The organism is Achromobacter sp. JD-1 (assembly GCF_038594925.1).
Taxonomy (GTDB): Bacteria; Pseudomonadota; Gammaproteobacteria; order Burkholderiales; family Burkholderiaceae_B; genus Achromobacter; species Achromobacter spanius_C.
Genome location: NZ_JBCGCS010000009.1, coordinates 117,923 through 135,966 on the forward strand (window position 1 = coordinate 117,923; position 18,044 = coordinate 135,966).

The following is an 18,044-nucleotide window of genomic DNA, read 5'->3' on the forward strand; positions in this document are numbered from 1 at the left end:
CCCCTTGTGTCGTTGTGTATTAGGAATGGAGGCGTAGGGATACGCCTTAGTGCAGCGGCGCCGAAGCCAGTGCCGCTATCTCTTGTTTGAGCGTGGCGCGCGCGGCGGCGACGGAAGCGCGGCGCGCCGCCGCCAGCGTCCTGGCCGCCTCCAGGGCGTCACGCAGTTCGGCAATACGTTGGGCCGACAGGATCGGTGCGGGGCCGCCTTGGGCCGAACGGGCCTGCACGCTGGCCAGCGGATCCAGGCATCGCTGCACCGATGCCGCGCCCAGGCGGATGTCGCGTCCGGTCTGTTGCGAGGCGGCGGCGTTGACCATTTCCGCCGTGATTTCGTCAGCCGCCAGGTCGGCATCAAGGGCCTGGCGCACCACCGCGCCCACCACATGATGGGCCTCGCGAAACGACAGACCCGACTCGCGCACCAGGGCGTCGGCCAGGTCGGTCGCGGTCGAGAAATCGGTTCTGGCCTTGCGCAGCATGGTTTGTTCGACAGGTTCCGCGGCATCCAATACCAGGCGGAACAGCGTCAGGCAGCGGATACACTCGTCGGCGCTTTCCCAGAAGCTGCGCATGCTCTCCCTGTTGCCGTCGCCGCTATGCGTGAAGTGGGTGCCTTTCACCGCCGTCATCGAGCCGGTGAACAGCGCGATCAGGTGGCTGGTCTTGCCTTTCAAATACTCGACCACCACGGGGTTCTTCTTCTGCGGCATGATGCTTGACGTCCCCGCGACGCGATCGGGAAAGTGGATGAGCCCGAACTCGGGGGTGGCCCATACATAGAAGTCCTGGGCAATCCTTCCCCAGGTCAAGGACGCGATGGTCATGGCCGACATCAGTTCCCAGGCGAAATCCCGCGACGCCACGGCGTCGAGCGAATTGGCCACGCAATGGCCAAAGCCCAGGAGTCGCGCGGTGTCGTCGCGCCGGATGGGGAAGGTCGTGCCCGCAAGCGCGCCAGCGCCTAGCGGACAGGCATCAATGTGAGTCAGCGCCTGCTCGATGCGGGCGGCATCGCGGGCAATGGCGTCCGCGGCCGCGATCAGGTAATGGCCGTAAGTGATCGGCTGCGCCGATTGCAGGTGCGTGTAGCCCGGCATGACCACATCGGCGTACTGCTGCGCGCGGGATATCGCCACTTCCCGAACGTTGTTCAGCGCGTCGAGCACGTCTAGACCAGCATCGCGCGCCCGCAACCGGTCGTGGGTGGCAAGGATGTCATTGCGGCTGCGCGCCACATGCAGACGGCCCCCTGCCTCCGCGCCCGCAAGGCGCATCAACTGCGCTTCGTAGTTGAAATAGGCGTCTTCACGCTGTGGGTCCAGCGGCACCGCCGCGGGGCCATCCCGTTCCATTTGCTGCAGCGCCTGCGCCAGGCCAATCGCCGATTCCCGAGGCATCAGGCCAGCGTGCGCCAGCATGAGCAAGTGCGCCTGGTTGATGTCGGAAAGATAGACGAAGCCGCTGTTGAACTCGCGGTTCAAGCGCGGCAGGTAGATGTGGTCGCAGACTTCCTGGGCGGTGGCTTGCTGCAAGCGGCGACTGACCTTCGATTCCATGCTTTTTCTGCTCCTTTTGCGCGCGCTGACTGCTCGCTGAGATTGGAATGAAGTATGGAAATCGAACATCATTACGTCAAATGACAGTATTCCGCCTGCGCATGCAATTTTGATATGCTGTGTCGCCCAGGCAGGAGAACCCACGGATGAAGTTCAAGCACATCGAGACCTTTCGCGTTGTGATGCTGACGCGATCCATGACGCTGGCGGCCAGTCAGCTCCACACGTCTCAATCGAACGTCAGCCGCGTCATCGGCCAACTGGAAAGCGCAACGGGATTTCGTCTTTTCGAACGTCGTGCGGGCGGCCTCGTTCCCACCCCTGAAGCCGAGGCGTTCTACCAGGAAGTGCAACGCGCGTTTCTCGGTATGGATGCGCTGTCCGACGCGGCCCGCCTGATCCGCCAGGTCGGGCCCGGCACGTTGCGCATCGGCGCGGTGCCGTCGATTGCCATGTGTGTCATGCCCAAGGTCATGCGGACGTTCCGCCAACGCTACCCGGACGTGCCGGTGTCGATACACACAGGCGACTCACCGATGGTCGCGAAGTGGACCGCGACGCGCTACTGCGACGTGGGCCTGGTGTCCTATCTTGCCGACACGCCAGGCGTTACCGCGAGCCTCTGGGCACAGGAGGAGGGAGTGTGCATCGTGCCGAGCGGGCACCGCCTGTCGCGCAGGCGCAAGGTCAATGCCCGCGACCTGGATGGAGAGCCCTTTGTGTCATTGACGCAGGGCGACGGCACCCGGGCGGCAATCGATGCCGCTTTTGAGCCGGATCGCCGCAAGCTCATCCTGGACACGCCCTACGCAGCGACTATCTGCCGCATGGTGGCGATGGGGTTGGGCGTGAGCGTGATCAATCCCCTGGTGATGCGACATTTGAAGATCCCGGGCGTGGTCAGCCTGCCCTTTGCGCCGACGGTTGTATTCTCCCGCCACATCCTGGCGGCGCAACAGCAGGCCACGTCGAACTTGACCGCCGCATTCCTAGACTGTCTTCGCGGCGAGTAAGGTTGCCCGGGGCCTGCTTCGTGGGTTCAAGTCGCTTTGCCTGTCACCAGGGGCCAGAAGGTAGCGAGATGTCTGCATCAAGCGGTCAAATCACCCCGACACGGCTGGTGCCTCCTTGGGTCACGATTTGCACCCGCTGCCCCACTGAGATGGGCACATCGGCCTCCTGGGCGATGACGCGTACTTCGCCGTTGTCCAACTGCACCGTTATTTCCAGCCCCGCGCGGCGCGCTGAGGCATTCTCGATGGCGTTGCCGGCTGCCGCGCCTCCGATCAAGCCTCCGACCGTGGTCAAGCGTCTGCCGGATCCGCCGCCGATTGCGTTACCGGCCACCGCGCCAAGCGCGCCGCCCGCAATCAATCCCGCGCCGGAACTGCCGGACGACTGGATGGTGATGCCTCGTACGGCGACCACCGTGCCCAACACAACAGTCTGAGCGCGTTGGGCCTGGTCGAAGGTGTAGACGCGCGACGATGCGCTTTGCTGGGCGCAGCCTCCCAGGGCCATCGCCGCCGCGCCGACTAGCAGCGCGAATCGCAGGCGTCGACCGCGCGTCAGATTAATGCATAGGTTCATGATCAGTCCTCGAAAGATACGGAATTGAGACGAGTGTGCGGAAGAGGCTCAGGGCGTCTTGCCTGGGGCCTGCGTCGACGCAGGTGCCGGTGGCGCCGCGCTGTCTGGGAGGGTGGGCGCACGGTGCAGCCGTCCTTGCGCGTCGATCACGCCGATTGGGCGTCCGTTGAAGAACAGCGCGCGGTAAGGCGTCCAGCGCATGGGTTTGCCGTCCACGGCGTCGTAGCCCGATGCTTCAAAATCGTATTCCCAGCCCGCAATCTGCTGGCCATCCGCGTCCGCCACCGAGGTTTGCTTGAGCGACGCCGCATAGCCCGCATCCCGGTAGCTGATATACCGCGTGGGTGGCAGGCTGTCGCGCAGCACGGACAGGTATTGATATAGGTCTTCCTCGCTGGGCGGTGTGCCGTAGCGGGCTTGGTCGCCACGGTCAGTGGGCTGGTTGACGCATCCGGCAAGCATGCCGAACGCGCAGGCAAGCGCAAATCGTTTCATGAACAGTCCTCCTCAAGAACAAAAGGCCATCCCGGCTAACAAGGCCGCCGGAACGCCAGTCACCGCCAACCACGACGTAGCGGTCGCGCGAGTGCGCAGGGATGTGCGGTCGCCACTTGGCGGCTCACATCGAAAACAGAAAAGGAATCATCACGACGCTGACGCATAAGGTCACCAGCATCAGCGGCGTACCCACCTTCAAATAGTCGACAAATCGGAAGCCGCCGGCCACGCTGACCAGCGCGTTGGCGGGCGTGGAGACGGGTGACATGAACGCCGCCGAACAGGCGATCGCAACCGCCATGACATAGGGATGGGGCTCGGCATGAATGGCTTCGGCCAAGCTGATCGCGACCGGTCCCATCAACACCGCCGTGGCGGTTCCCGAGATCACCGTGCCGAGCGCGATCGTTGCGCCGAACAGCAAAGCGATCTGGCCGTGCGCGCCCCAGGTTTGAGACAAGCGCAGCAGGTTCTCGGCGGCCAGATCAACCCCGCCGGTGTGGTCCAGCGCAATCGCGAACGGCAGCATGCCGATGATGAGGATGAGCGCGCGCCAGTTGATGGACCGATAGGCAATGTCCAGTGTGATGCAGCCGAATAGCCCCATCAACAGACAGCCGATCAGGCCGGCAATGACGATAGGCACCCAGCCGGTGAGCATCAGCGCAATCGTAAGCACCATGACCAGTACAGCAGCGGGCGCACGTCCCGGCACGGCCACCACCGCATCGGTTTCCACTGGCAGCGCAAGGCTCACGAGATCATGCTCGACAGACTGCAACGCGAAAATTCCCTTCCACGGCCCGACCACCAACGCCGTGTCGCCCGCGCGCAGGGCGAGTGTGTGTACAGGGGCCTGCGATTGTCCATGGCGCCACACGCCGACCACGAACAGCCCATGTCGGCGCAGCAACGCTGACTTGCGGGCCGAGGCACCCACCAGGCGAGAGTCCGGCGGGATGATCACCTCGACCATGCCCACGTCGCGCGATTGGTCAGAGAAATAGTCGCCGGTCATGGGCAAGATGCGCAGTTCGTGGCGCCGGCAATATTCGCCGATCGGAAATGCCTCGTCGTCGATGTCCAGGAGCAAGACATCCTCGGCCTCCAGCAGCGCGTCATCGGTGGCCTCGAGCACCGCGCGGCCGAACCGGGCGCTACGTTCGATTGCGACCACGCATGCCCGCGCGCCCAGTTCCTCGTGGCAGACCTCAAGCCGCATGCCTACCAAGTCGGAGCGGGGATCAACGTGCAAGCGGTAGGCGCGTTTGCGCAAGGTATATTTCTCGACCCAGCCCGACAGACTTGGGCGCCGCGAATGCGAGCTGCGCGGAGGCTCCGTGGGCAGAAAGCGCCGCGCCACCAATAGATACGGGATCGCCACAGCAAGCACCGCCAGGCCGATCGGCGTGAAAGCGAAGAAGCCGAAACCCGTGTGCCCAGCGTAGACCAGCGCACTGTTGAGCACCAGATTCGGCGTGGTTGCCACCAGCGTCATCATGCCGCTGATGGCCGCCGCCGCGCCCATCGGGAACAGCACCTGGCGGCTCGATACCGCGGTCTGTTGCGCGATCCGCAGGATGATAGGGATGAAGATGGCGACCACTGCCGTCGAACTCATCACCGATCCCATCGTCGCCACGGCGCCCATGATGAGTACGATGAGCCGCTGCTCGCGTGTTCCCCCCTTGTGCAGCAGCCAATCGCCCACGGCCTGGGCCACGCCGGTGCGCACCAGCCCCTCACCGATCACGAACAGGCAGGCGATCAGGATCAGGTTGGGGTTGGCGAAGCCTGCGATCGCCTCTCGATAGCTGATCGTTCCGCTCAACGGCAGCACCACGATCACCATCAGCGCGACCGCGTCCGCACGGGGCCGGCCGATCAGGAAGAGCACGATCGCCACGCCGAGCAGCGCAAGAACGAGAGCGAGATCGGGCGTCATGGTGAAGGCCCCCGGGCTCAGGGCGCGATGGCGCCGGCAGTGAGCGTCCAGACGCCGTAGACGCAGCCGGCCAGCACTGCCGCGAACACCGGCCATTCGCGTGCGGAGAACACGGCGCCAGCCTGCTCTCGCCGCACGCGCAAGAACAGCAGCGTGCCAGGCGCGTACACCAGCGTCGACAAGGCGAAGTATTGCAGCCCACCCGCATACATCATGCCGACGGCGTAGATGCAGGCAATGCCGCCCAGCGCGATCTCATAGCCGCTGCGCCGGCTCCAGCGCGGGCGGGTCTGCCTGTCGCGCCAGGCGGTCAGCAGCCCAAAGCCGGCCACGAACAGGTATGGCATCAGGCTCATCGAACTGGCCATGTGTTTGATGAGCACGAAGGTGTCGTCGGTGAACAAGGTCACGATGAGGAACACCTGCACGAATCCGTTGCTTAACCAGAGTGCCGCGGCCGGCACGCCATGGCGGTTCTGACGGCCCAGGATGGCCGGCATCGTGTCGGCCTTGGCGGCCGCGTGCAACACCTCGGCGGCCAGCAGGACCCACGACAGGTAGGCCCCACCAACCGAGATCATGAGGCCGATGCTGACCATCACACTTCCCCATGGCCCCACCACTTCACGCAGCACGCCCGCCATCGATGGGTTGCGCAGCGCCGCCAGTTCAGCGCGCGGCAAGATGCCATAGGACAGCAGCGTCACCGCCACCAGCAATGTCAATACCAACAGAAAGCCGATGATGGTGGCGGCGGCCACATCTTCGCGCCGCCGCGCGTAGCGCGAATAGACGCTGGCCCCTTCCACGCCCAGAAAGACGAACACCGTCACCAACATCGTGCCCCGGACCTGTTCGAGCAAGCTGCCGCCCACCGACGCGCCCTCTTGGATGTTGGCGAGCAGCACGTCGGTATCCAGCGCGACCGCCACACACGCGACGAAGATCAGGATCGGCACGATCTTGGCGATGGTGACCGCCAGGTTCATGCCGGCCGCCTGACGAATGCCGCGCAGGATGGCGAAGTGCACGCTCCAGAGCAACAGCGACGACACGAGTACCGCGGCGACGGTGTCGCCGTCGCCGAACCCTGGAACCACCGCGCCTAGCGTGGCCTTGAAGACGACGAAGTAGCTGACATTGCCCAGGCACGCCGCCGTCCAATAGCCCAGCGCCGCCAGGAAGCCGATATAGCGGCCAAAACCGGCCTTGGCGTAGGCGAAGATGCCGGCGTCAAGATCGGGGCGCCGGCGTGCCAGGTACTGGAACACCAGCGCGAGCGTCAGCATGCCAGTGCCGGAGATGGCCCAGGCGAGCAGCCCTCCCACCGGCCCCGTATAGCGCGCGAACAGGGCCGGCAGCGAAAAGATGCCGGCGCCGACCATGGAGCCGACCACCATGGCGACCAGCGCCAGCCGTGAGAGTTTTGCCGTCTCGTTGCTCATCCCATGCTCCCCCTGCGGCGTCAGATGACCGGGTGCGTCAGACCGGGTCGCGGATAATCGGGCACGTCATGCAATGCCCGCCGCCCCGGCCGCGTCCAAGCTCGGCGCCCACGATGGACACAACTTCGATGCCGGCTTTGCGCAGCAGCGTGTTGGTGTAGACGTTGCGGTCATAGGCCATCACGACGCCGGGCGACAGGCAAACGAGGTTGGCGCCGCTGTCCCACTGCGTGCGTTCGCGCACGTAGGCATTGCCGCCCGTCTGCACCACCCGCATCTTCTTCACGCCCAGCGCCTCGCCGATCACCTCCACCAGCGAGCCCTTGTCTTTGTGCAGTTCAAGCGTGCCGGGCTTGCTGCCTGGCCGATACGAGAAGGCTTGAATCTTGTCGACGATGTCGGGATACATCAGCAGGCAATCCCGATCGGCGAAGGTCAGTACCGTGTCCAGGTGCATCGCGGCCCGCAGCTTGGGCATGGCGGCGACGATCACCCGGTCGGCGGCGTCCTGTTCGAACAATGCCGCGGCGAGCTGGCTGATCGCCTGGCGCGAGGTCCGCTCGCTCATGCCGATCAGCACGGTGCGGTTGCCGATCGGCATCACGTCGCCACCCTCCAGCGTGGACAGCCCATGGTCGTGCACCGGGTCACCCCACCAGACGTTGACGCGGCCGGCAAAGTCGGGATGGAAGCGATAGATGGCGGTCGTGAGGATGGTTTCCTCATGGCGCGCAGGCCAATACAGGGGGTTGAGCGTGACCCCGCCATAGATCCAGCATGTGGTGTCACGCGTGTAGAGCGTGTTGGGCAATGGCGGCAGCAGGTATTCGGTGACGCCGGCCGCCTCTTTGATGAGCGCCAGCTGTTCACCACCAATGTCTTCGGGAAACTCTTCGGTGGAAAGCCCCCCGATAAGCGTCTCGGCCAGCTTGCGCGGCGGCAGGGATTCCAGATAGCCGCGTATCTCGTCCAGCAGGCCCAAGCCAAGCTGATTGGCCACGATCTGGTTGTCGAGAATCCATGTGCGCGCTTCGGGCAACGCCACCGTCTCGGCCAGCAGATTGTGCATCTCCACGACATCGACGCCACGGTCGCGCATCTTGTTCATGAAATCGAAGTGATCGCGCTTGGCGTTATCGACCCACAGCACGTCGTCAAACAGCAGCGCGTCGCAGTTTGACGGCGTCAGCCGCTCATGCGCGCGGCCTGGTGCGCAAACCATGACTTTACGCAGCACGCCGACTTCAGAGTGCACGCCAAATTGTTGATTTTCCGACATGACCTTCTCCCTTAAAGGTTAAATAACGATCCAGCCGCGGATCAGGCCATCGATGGCCGCTCCACAACCGACCGCAGCGATCACGAAGACCACCAGTTCCACCTGCGTAAAGAGTCGTTGCCCCTGCTCCCGGCGGGCCCAGTAATAAAGAATGGTGCCGGGCGCATACAGCAAGGCGGCCAGCAGCACGTACTTCAGGCCGCCCGCGTAGATCATGAAAGCGCTGTAGAACGCAGCGATGCCTGCCAGCACCAGGTCGCGCGTGCGGGCACTGTCGCCCTCGTATGTCTCGCCTCGATGCGCGAGCATGAAGCCGAACGCCGCCACCAGCAGATAGGGAATCAGCGACATCGCGCTGGTAAGGTTGAGCATCAGCGAGAAGGCGTCGGTGGACCAATACGTGCTGATCACGAACAACTGGATGATGATGTTGGTCAACCACAGCGCGGTTGCCGGAACGCCGTTCTTGTTTTCGCGAGCGAAGATCCGCGGCATGTCTTTGTTCTTTGACGCGGCGAACAACACCTCGGCGCAGATCAGTGACCACGCCAGGTACGCGCCCAACACCGAAATCAACAGACCCACACTCACGAACACGGCGCCCCATGGGCCAACCACGGAGGCAAGCACGCCGGCCATTGACGGCTGACGCAGGCCGGCGATTTCGCCCTGTGGCAGCGCGGCGTACGGCAGCAAGGTCACCAGCACCATCAGGCTCAGGGCGGTGACGAAGCCGATCAGCGTTGCCACGCCTACGTGCGAACGCTTTGTCGCGAAGCGCGAATACACGCTGGCGCCCTCAATGCCCAGAAACACGAACACGGTCACCAGCATGGTGCGCCGCACTTGGTCAAACAGGCTGGCGCCGCTGCCGTCACCCCAGAGGTTGGCGCGAAACAGGTCCAGCTTGAAAGCGATGGCGAGCATCACGATGAAGACCAGGATGGGAATGATCTTGGCTACCGTGACGACCGCGTTGATGATGGCGGCCTGCTGCACGCCGCGCAGGATCACGAAATGGAACGTCCAGATTCCTGCTGATGCCGCCAGGATCGCGATCACCGTGTTGCCGTCACCAAACACCGGAAAGAACGCGCCGAGCGTGGATTTGATCAGCACCCAGTACGACACGTTGCCTATGCAACTGCCGATCCAGTAACCGAAGGCGGAGAGGAACCCGAGGTAGTCGCCGAACCCCGCCTTGGCATAGGCAAACACGCCGGCGTCCAGATCTGGCTTGCGCTCTGCCAGGGTCTGGAACACGCGGGCAAGCGTAAACATCCCGGCCCCCGCGATCAGCCAAGCGATGACCGCGCCGATGATGCCCGTGGCGCCGCCAAAGGTGCGCGGCAGGGAAAAAATGCCCGCGCCGATCATCGACCCCACGACCATACCGGTCAGGGCAAGCAAACCAAGCTTCTTTTCAGCACTGCTGTTCATGGTTCATCTCCGGTAGGCTCCAAGGCCGTTCGTGGGTGGGATGCATGCGGCCGGATCCCAGGTCGGTCTCTGACGGGCGAACCCGTTGACCGGCTTGCGCTCCAGCATGAGGTGGCGGCAATGAGCATGGGCACGCCGATGAACGTGCCCGGGATGCCCCAGACCAGCCCCCAGAAGAACACCGCCAGCATCACCAACAGCGGCGAAAGCGAGAAAGCGTTGCCGGCCAGTCGGGGCTCGAGATAGCAGCCGTAGCCGATCTGGATCACGTTCAGAATCAGGAATACCGCCAGCGCGCCTTGCAGCGATTCAAACTGCACAAACGCGAAGAACGACGGAAAGAGCGTCGCCAGCAGGGGGCCAAGGAAAGGGATGTAGTTCAACAGGAACGCCAGCCCGCCCCATGCCGTGGCCAGCTCCAGCCCCGCGTAGATCGCGAACAGCCAGACCGTCACGCCCGTAAGCACGCTGGCGATCGTTCGGATCAGCATGTAGCGGCGCAGCTTGCGCGCGACGCTGCCCGCCACGGCGATCCAGTGGTCGGCACGCGGCAGCAACTGACGCAGGCGCGCTGGCGCGTCGTGCAGTTCGTACACGCCAAGCGTGATGAACAGGAACGACAGAAAAACCAGCCCGGCCATGCTGTTGAGCCGCGACAGCACTTCCTGGATTGCGCGAAGCAGCAGCGAGGCGTTGAAGTTGTCCAGGAACAGCGTCACCATGATTGCCAGCCGCGGATGCATGTCGGCCGTTTCCATGCTGAACAAGCGCTGAAGCCGCGCCGCGTTGGCGATGATCCACTGCGCCACCAGGGTGAAGCCCCACGCCGCCAACGACAGAAACAGCAGCGCCGCGGCCAGCGTCAGCACAAGCGTCAGGGTCGCGGCAAGCACCGCGCCCATCCGGGGCCGCAGCACAGCCTGCAAAGGCGCCACCAGCGCCAGGATGAAGATGGCGAACGCCAGTGGCACGAACACCGGGCTGGCCAGGTACAAAAGGCCTAGCGTGAGGAGCAGGGCGCTCCAGCGCGCCGCCGCGCTGGATAGCGGTGGGGCAGTGAAACGCGCACGGGCTGGTGGTCTCTTCATCTTGGAATCACCTCGTCCACACGGTGGATCAGATACGCATAAAACGGGTTCGACGTCAGTCGCGCCAGGGAGTCCATGCCTCCGATCAGCGCGCCTACCTCGCCCCGAATCGACAGTGCGCCGAGGCTGATTCCATACTCCTCGATGTTGTCGGGATGCTGCCCGTAGAGGCTGTCGTCGGTGGGAAACGGCAACGCGACATGCGACAGGGAATAGATATCTCGTGGATAGCGCATGCCGATCGGGAGTTCGGTCACGCGGGTCTCGCAGCGTTCGCTGATGCGCTCGACCATCTCGCTGGATTCGGCAGAGGCGTTGGTCACGATGGTGAGGCGATAGTTGCAAGGCTCGCCGGGCAGGCTTCGCGCCAGTGACCAGTCCACCCCACGGCGGAACAAGGGCCCAAGCTTGGTGGCGCGGTTCAGGTCGAACAGCACCAGGTCGCTGCCATTGGGCGGAAGACGGGCATACAGCGCATTGACGAGCGCGCGCGTACTGACCGTGAAATCCAGGACCGAATGGAAGGTCAGTATTGGCGGTAAGGCTGTCAGCGTGCCCTGCCGCTGGCGCAGGGCGATGTTTTCCTGCAAGACGTTCGTTAGTTCATACGACTGCCGCGCCGCGTTCACCGGGAACGAGTTGTACTTGAACGGGTTGAATTCAGGCACGATGTTCAGCCACGCCGCCTTGGCGAAAGCAGGCAGGATCGCCGGCAGCCCCGCAAGGCCGGCGAAGCGGGCGAACTGCGTGATGCCGATCATCGGCGAGATCAGGATCAGCCGGTCGGGACGCGCCAGCGACGGGTCGTCGATCGCTTCCATCGCGGTCATCAGCGCAAGCGCTCCGCCGTTGGAGAACCCGACGATATGCAGGGGCAACGGCGCCGGCACCAGCCGCCGCCCTTCGCGCACGGCCAGGCGCGTGGCGGCCAGCCAATCTTCCCAGCCCGCAGCGGTCAACGCGGCAGGCACGGTTCCATGACCCGGCAACCGGATTGCCACCACGGCATAACCTGCCTGGCGATAATGCACCGCCAGGTGGCGCAGGCTGTACGGCGAGTCGGTCAGCCCGTGCAGCAGCACCGCCACGCCGGCGGGCGTGCCCTCGGGCTTCAGCACATACGAGCGGTTCCAGTCATGGGCGAAATTCGCGGGATGCACGGCGGCGCCGCTGAAGTAACGGTTGCTCTCGACGCGATCCTGCCGCTCTAGCTGCTCGCTCACATGTTCGCGGACCTGCTCGAATATCTTCTGCTCGCGAGCCAGATAATCTTGCCAGGTGCTATGCGCGAGGGTCTCGCGGTCGAGCTCGTCGGGCACGTAGGTGTGCCACACGGCCAGGGGCGGGCTCTGCTGAATGTCATACAGCCGCAGGCCGATCACGGTCACGACGCACACAAGCAGGACCAGCGCCAGGATGCGCAGCGCGCGGCTCAGGCGCGGCCAACGGCGCCCGCTCATTGTCCGCTCCGTGCGGCTTGCGTGACGACAGGGTCGTCGAGCCCCCCGCCCAGCGCCACGTACAACGACACCCCATTCTGCAGGGCGGCCGCGCGCAACATCAGCAATTGCAGTTCGGCGCTGAACAGATTGCGCAGCGCATCCATCACTTCCAGATAAATCGAGATGCCGTTTTCGTAGCGCAATTTCGCGGTCTCAGCCAGCCGGGTCTGGGCCTGGATCGCCGCTTCCTGCACGGCCAGTTGCTCGCGTAACTGCTGGCGTCGGACCAGGCCGGTTGCGACCTCGCTGAAGGCAGTCTGTACCGTCTTCTCGTACAGCGCGACGCGCTCCTCGCGCTGCGCGAGCGATAGGTCGACCGCCGCGCGGCGCTGGCCGAAGTCGAACAGCGGCAAGGCAGCGCCGGCGCCGAAGGTCCACACTTTGTTGGGCCCCTCGAAAAGCCCCGAAAGCTCGCCCGAGGCATAGCCGAACGAGGCGGTCAGCGCGATGCGGGGAAACAACGCTGCCCGCGCGACGCCGATATTGGCGTCGGCGGCGGCCAGCGCGGCTTCTGCCTGGCGCACATCGGGCCGCAACAAGAGCACTTCAGATGGCAGGCCCGGGCTCAGCGCCTCGAACTGACCGGCGTTGGCGATGGGATTGGCCGGCGTTGCGGTCAGGTCGGGCCGCGAGCCCACCAGCACCCAGAGCCGATTCCAGCTTTCGGCCGTGGTGCGGCGCAATTCTGCCAACTGCCCCTCGGCTTGGGTCAGCAAAATGGCCGCCTGATCGAAATCGACGGAAGACGTCACCCCCGCGTCGAGCCGGTCGCGCGCCACCGACAGGGCATAGCGCCTTACCAGCACCGTGCGCAGCGCAAGCGCAATCCCTTCTTCGCCGGCGCGGGCGTCGTAATAGCTTGCCGCCACGTTCGCGATCAAGCTCAGGCGGAAGGCCCGCTGGCCTTCCACCGTGGCGAAGTAGTGTTGCAATGCGGCCGCGCTAAGGTTGCGCATTCTGCCCCAGAGGTCGAGCTCGAACGCGCTCACGCCGATCTGCGCGCCGAACTGACTGAATTCGATAGTGCGCGTACTGCCCGCCAGCGCGGGATCCAGGCTCGAGAGCGGCGCCTGGTTGCGGCTGGCGCTGACCCCGACATCAATGTGCGGCACCTGGTTGGCGCGCTCGATCCGATAAAAGGCGCGCGCCTGTTCGATACGCGCCGCCGCGGCCGCCAGATCACGGTTGTGGACCAGGGCCTCGCCGATCAGCATGCGCAACTGCATATCGCCGAAGAATTGCTGCCAGGCCACGTCTTGCGCGCTCGTGCCGGCCGCGGTGTAGTCGTCCGAGAACCGTTCGGGCAGCGCCACGACGGGGGCCGGCTCACGCGGCGCGAAGTTGCAAGCGCTCAACATCAGGGCAATCGCCAGCAGCAGTGTCAGGCGCGTCATGGCGCCTCCTTGGGCGCTGCGCCGGCCGGGCTGCGGCGGCCGAGCCATTTGCGCGTTGCAACGTAAAACAACGGCGTGAAGAAAACACCGAAGATCGTGGCGGTGAGCATGCTGCCCATCACGCTGGTTCCCACCGCCTGACGGCTGGCGGCGCCAGCGCCGGTGGCGAACACCAGCGGCAGCATGCCCAGCACGAAGGTGACGCTGGTCATGATGATGGGCCGCAGGCGCTGGCGCGCCGCATCCAGCACGGCCTCCTCGCGTGGCCGCCCGGCCTGCTCCTCCTGGAGCGCGAACTCGACGATCAGGATGCCGTTTTTCGCCGCCAGGCCGATGATGGTCACCAGACCGATGTTGAAGTAGATATCGGCCGACATGCCGCGTGCCAGCGTGAACGCGGCTGCGCCCAGCACACCGAAAGGCAGCACCAGCAGCACCGAGATCGGCACCGACCAGCTCTCATACAAAGCGGAAAGCAAGAGGAACACGACAACCAGCGACAGCGCCAGCAGCAGCGCCACCTGGTTGCCGGCTTGCCGTTCCTCGAACGCGGTGCCGGTCCATTCATAGGTCATGCCGGGGGGCAATACGGCGTCGGCGATGGTCTCCATTGCTTGCAGCGCATTGCCGCTGGACTGCCCGGGCGCACCTTGGCCGGATAGGGTGATGGCGGGAAATCCGTTGTAGCGTTCAAGCTGCTGTGGTCCGCTGATCCAGCGGCTGCGGGCAAAGGCAGACATCGGCACCAGCTCGCCACGATCGTTGAGCACCTGCATGTCCATCACGTCCTGCGGACTCATGCGCTGTGCCGCGTCGGCCTGCATGAACACGCGCAGCACGCTGCCGTCATGCAAAAAATCGTTCACATAGTTCGCGCCGAAGGCCAACGCAAGCGCCTGGTTGACCTGCCCAAGTTGCACGCCGAGCGCGCGGGCATGGATACGATCGACCTCAACATAGAGTTGCGGCGCGGGCGGCATGCCATCCAGCCGGATGCCGGCCAGCACCGGACTTTGCGCAGCCGCCGCCATCATGGCGCTGGCCGCCGCGCTCAGGCCCGCGCCGCCCTGGCCCGTGCGGTCCTGCACCTTGAGCGAAAAGCCGGCGGCGTTACCCATCGAGGGAATCGGCGGCGGATTAAGCGCGAAGATCTGCGCCTGCGGGATCGTGAAAAAGGCGGCATTGCTGCGCGACACCAAGGCATCGACCGACCTTTCGCGTTCCGCCCAGGGGTACAGGTCGACGAAGGACAGCGCCGCCGTCTGGCCCTGGCCGAAGAAACTGAAGCCGACGACTGACGCCACGTTACGCACTTCCGGCTGGCGCCTCAGGTACGCCTCGGCTTGCGCGACCGCCACCTCGGTGCGGTCCGCGGTCGCCCCTGGGGCGCCCGTGTACGACACGAAGAAGTAGCCTTGGTCTTCGCTCGGCAGATAGCCACCGGGAATGCGCGAAAACAGCAGGATGGTCAGCCCGCATACTGCAAGGAACGCCAGCAGCCATCGCACGGGATACTTGAGCATGCGCGCCAGCGCCCGCGCATAGCTGGCCGTCAAGCTGTCGAAACCCTGGTTGAACCGGTCGAACACCCAATATTTAGCGCGTGCCAGCCTGCCATGCGTGCGAGGCGGGGCAGGCCGGAACAAGGTCGCGCACAGCGCGCCGCCGAGCGACAGAGCCAGCACGGTCGATATCACGATGGAAACGGCCAGCGTGATCGAAAACTGGCGGTAGATGGCGCCGCTCGAGCCGGGAAACATCGCCATCGGCACGAACACCGCGACCAGCACCAGCGTACTGGCCACCACGGGCCCCCAGACCTGCCCGACCGCCTTACTCGTTGCGGCGCGCGCGTCGAGCTGGTCTTCGTTCATGATGCGCGACACGTTCTCCGACACCACGATCGCGTCATCATTGAGAATGCCGATGGCCACCACCATTCCAAATAGCGACAGCAGGTTGATGGATGCTCCGAACAGGTAGAGCCCGGCGCAGGTGCCGATCAGCGCCACCGGCACAATGACCGTCGGCACCAAGGTCGCACGCCAACTCTGTAGAAAGAGGAACACCATGACGGTCACGAGCAGCAAGGCCTCGACCATCGTGCCCATCACCGAGCGCACCGAGGTCACGATGAAGGGCGTCGTGTCGAAGGGGACGCTCCAGCTCACTCCCTGCGGAAACACCGATTCAAGCTCTGCCATGCGTTCGCGCACTTGCTGCGCCACGGCCAGGGCATTGGCGTCGTTGGCAAGCTGAATCGCGATCCCGGCGGCTGGCTTGCCATTGACGCTAAGTCGGAAGCCATAGTTTTCGTTTCCAAGCTCCACATGCGCTACATCGCCCACCGTGACGGTGGAGCCGTCCGGGTTGACGCGCAGGATGATGCGGCGGAATTCGGCCGGCGTGGAAAGCTGGCTCTGGGTAATGATGGGCGCGTTGAACTCCACGCCATCGGCCAGCGGCTGATCGCCCAGCGCGCCGCTAGCGGTCTGGGCATTCTGTTCCTGCACCGCGCGCATCACGTCGCCGCTACTCAAGCGGAAACTATCGAGCTTGCGCTGATCGACCCAGATGCGCATGGCGTACGACGAACCGAACAACTGCACGTCGCCCACCCCCGGGATGCGGCGCAGTTCATCAAGAACATTATTGGAGATGAAGTTACCCATCGCGACGGCGCTGACCCCGTCGCTATTGGATTGAAGCGCGATCAGCATCAGGAAGCCGCTGGACGCCTTGGTCACGGTTACGCCCAGTTGTCTTACCTCGGCCGGCAGTCGTGGCTCGACCCGGCTCAGGCGGTCCTGCACCTGGCCGCGCGCAACATCGAGATCCGTGCCAGGCAGCAGGGTCACGGTAATCTGCGCCGTGCCGTTGGCCCGGCTGACCGAAGACAGGTAGAGCAAGTCGTCGACCCCATTCATCTCCGACTCGATCACCGACGTGACGGTGCGATCGATGGTCGTCGTGTCCGCGCCGTGATAGTTCGCGTTGACGGTGATCGACGGCGGCGCGATGTTGGGATACTGCTCCACCGGCAACAGCCAAAGCGCAATGCCGCCGAACAGCAGGACGAACAGCGCCACCACCCACGCGAAAACCGGCCGGTCGACAAAGAACGCATTCATCGGGCGCCTCCGGCCCCGGCCGCGGCCGCCTGCTGCACACGCTGCCCCGGCGCAACCTTGTGCCAGCCTTCCACGATGATGCGATCCCCGGCATGCAGCCCTTCGCGTATCTCCCAACGGCCGTTGAGCTGCGCGCCGACCGCGACGCGGCGCAACTGTGCAACGTCGTCGGTCCCCACCACGTACAACGAAGCGCTCTCGGCATTGAGCTGCACGGCGCCCAGCGGCACCCAGATCGTGTTGCCGCGCGCGCCTACCCGCACCCGCCCAGTCACGAACTGACCTGGCAGCAGCACGCGTCCGGCGTTCTCGAAACGCGCGCGGACGGTTTGCGCGCCCGTGCTGGCATCCACCGTCAGGTCGGTGAAGTCGACCCGGCCCACTTCGTCATAGGGCCTGCCGTTGGCGAGTGTCAGGTGCACCGGGAAGCGGTCGCCGTCATCGAGTTGCAGCGCCCCGTGCTGCAACTCGTCAACCAGATCAAGGATCGCGGTGTTGGACTTGGGAAAGGTAGCGCTGATCGGCGAGAGCTGATTCACCTCTGCCAGCAGCGTGGCCGATGCGGCGCTTACCAGGGCGCCCTCGCTGACGAGCCCGCGCCCGACCCGGCCCGCGATCGGAGCGCGCACGACGCAACGCTCCAGCCGCAGCGTAGCGAGCGTGACCGCGGCCTGGGCGTCGGTCACGCCGGCCTGGGCCTGGCCAAGCGCAGCCACGGCGGCCTCGAATTCCTGTGCACTCACGGCCTGGCGCTTTACCAATGGACGGAAGCGGTTCACCACCGATTGCGCATTCTGCTGCACGGCTTCGGCGCGCTGTAGCATGGCCCGCGCCTGCGCCAACTGCGCGCGGTAGTCGCTGTCATCAATCTGGAATAGCGGAGCGCCTTCCTCCACGTCGCTGCCTTCGGTGTACAGCAGCTTCTGCACGATGCCATCAACGCGGGCACGCACCTCGGCGCTTCGGATCGGCACGATACGACCGGGTAACTCGATGTCTACGCTCGCCGACTCGGCCTGCACGGTGGCAAGCGTAACGAATGCGGGTGGCGGCCCACCACCCATGTTTGCGTCGCGGTCGCCACACCCCATCAGTACGACCAGCAGCAGCGGCGCGACACGGCGCACGGACCTAAGCTTGCCCTTCAGACGCATCAGTTCCTACTCCCCACTGG

13 protein-coding genes are annotated in these 18,044 nt (G+C 64.7%); 1 reads left to right on the top strand and 12 read right to left on the bottom strand.

From position 1 onward, the window contains the following. Window positions 1–46: 46 nt before the first annotated feature. A complete protein-coding gene (gene argH / locus WBR68_RS15990) occupies window positions 47–1,558 on the bottom strand; it encodes an argininosuccinate lyase (protein WP_230694709.1) in 1,512 nt (503 codons plus the stop codon). A 146-nt stretch (window positions 1,559–1,704) separates the two neighbouring features. On the opposite strand from argH, the gene WBR68_RS15995 reads away from it, so the two are divergent. Beyond that, window positions 1,705–2,571, top strand: a complete 867-nt coding sequence (locus WBR68_RS15995; RefSeq protein ID WP_050448154.1) for a LysR family transcriptional regulator — start codon at window positions 1,705–1,707, stop codon at window positions 2,569–2,571. Between the two features lie 85 nt (window positions 2,572–2,656). On the opposite strand, the gene WBR68_RS16000 is transcribed toward WBR68_RS15995, so the two are convergent. The 11 genes from WBR68_RS16000 to WBR68_RS16050 all read right to left on the bottom strand — a co-directional run bounded on the left by WBR68_RS16000 (window position 2,657) and on the right by WBR68_RS16050 (window position 18,024). Further along, window positions 2,657–3,148, bottom strand: a complete 492-nt coding sequence (locus tag WBR68_RS16000) for an outer membrane lipoprotein (RefSeq protein ID WP_050448153.1) — start codon at window positions 3,146–3,148, stop codon at window positions 2,657–2,659. A 48-nt stretch (window positions 3,149–3,196) separates the two neighbouring features. Further along, complete coding sequence (locus tag WBR68_RS16005; protein WP_050448152.1) at window positions 3,197–3,643, bottom strand: hypothetical protein; 447 nt, start codon at window positions 3,641–3,643, stop codon at window positions 3,197–3,199. A gap of 124 nt (window positions 3,644–3,767) precedes the next feature. Further along, window positions 3,768–5,591, bottom strand: coding sequence for an SLC13 family permease (locus WBR68_RS16010; protein WP_230694710.1), 1,824 nt, complete (start codon window positions 5,589–5,591; stop codon window positions 3,768–3,770). 17 nt (window positions 5,592–5,608) lie between these two features. Continuing rightward, window positions 5,609–7,036, bottom strand: a complete 1,428-nt coding sequence (locus WBR68_RS16015) for a basic amino acid/polyamine antiporter (RefSeq protein WP_050448150.1) — start codon at window positions 7,034–7,036, stop codon at window positions 5,609–5,611. Between the two features lie 37 nt (window positions 7,037–7,073). After that, a complete protein-coding gene (arcA, locus tag WBR68_RS16020; RefSeq protein WP_050448149.1) occupies window positions 7,074–8,315 on the bottom strand; it encodes an arginine deiminase in 1,242 nt (413 codons plus the stop codon). A gap of 18 nt (window positions 8,316–8,333) precedes the next feature. Further along, the gene (locus WBR68_RS16025; protein ID WP_127183169.1) at window positions 8,334–9,755 is read right to left on the bottom strand and encodes a basic amino acid/polyamine antiporter; all 1,422 of its coding nucleotides are present in this window, start codon (window positions 9,753–9,755) and stop codon (window positions 8,334–8,336) included. Then, window positions 9,752–10,843, bottom strand: a complete 1,092-nt coding sequence (locus WBR68_RS16030; RefSeq protein WP_230694711.1) for an AI-2E family transporter — start codon at window positions 10,841–10,843, stop codon at window positions 9,752–9,754. Before WBR68_RS16030 ends, WBR68_RS16025 begins: the two co-directional genes overlap by 4 nt. Then, window positions 10,840–12,303, bottom strand: a complete 1,464-nt coding sequence (locus WBR68_RS16035; protein WP_230694712.1) for an alpha/beta hydrolase — start codon at window positions 12,301–12,303, stop codon at window positions 10,840–10,842. The genes WBR68_RS16030 and WBR68_RS16035 overlap by 4 nt, the downstream gene beginning before the upstream one ends. Further along, window positions 12,300–13,739 carry an efflux transporter outer membrane subunit gene (locus tag WBR68_RS16040; protein WP_230694713.1) on the bottom strand — a complete coding sequence of 480 codons (1,440 nt, stop codon included), beginning with the start codon at window positions 13,737–13,739 and terminating at the stop codon, window positions 12,300–12,302. The genes WBR68_RS16035 and WBR68_RS16040 overlap by 4 nt, the downstream gene beginning before the upstream one ends. Further along, on the bottom strand, window positions 13,736–16,870 hold the full coding sequence (locus WBR68_RS16045) for a multidrug efflux RND transporter permease subunit (RefSeq protein WP_230694714.1): 3,135 nt from the start codon (window positions 16,868–16,870) through the stop codon (window positions 13,736–13,738). Before WBR68_RS16045 ends, WBR68_RS16040 begins: the two co-directional genes overlap by 4 nt. Next, window positions 16,867–18,024 (bottom strand): efflux RND transporter periplasmic adaptor subunit, encoded by a 1,158-nt coding sequence (locus WBR68_RS16050; protein ID WP_230694715.1) that lies wholly within the window; start codon window positions 18,022–18,024, stop codon window positions 16,867–16,869. The genes WBR68_RS16045 and WBR68_RS16050 overlap by 4 nt, the downstream gene beginning before the upstream one ends. Window positions 18,025–18,044: the final 20 nt, after the last annotated feature.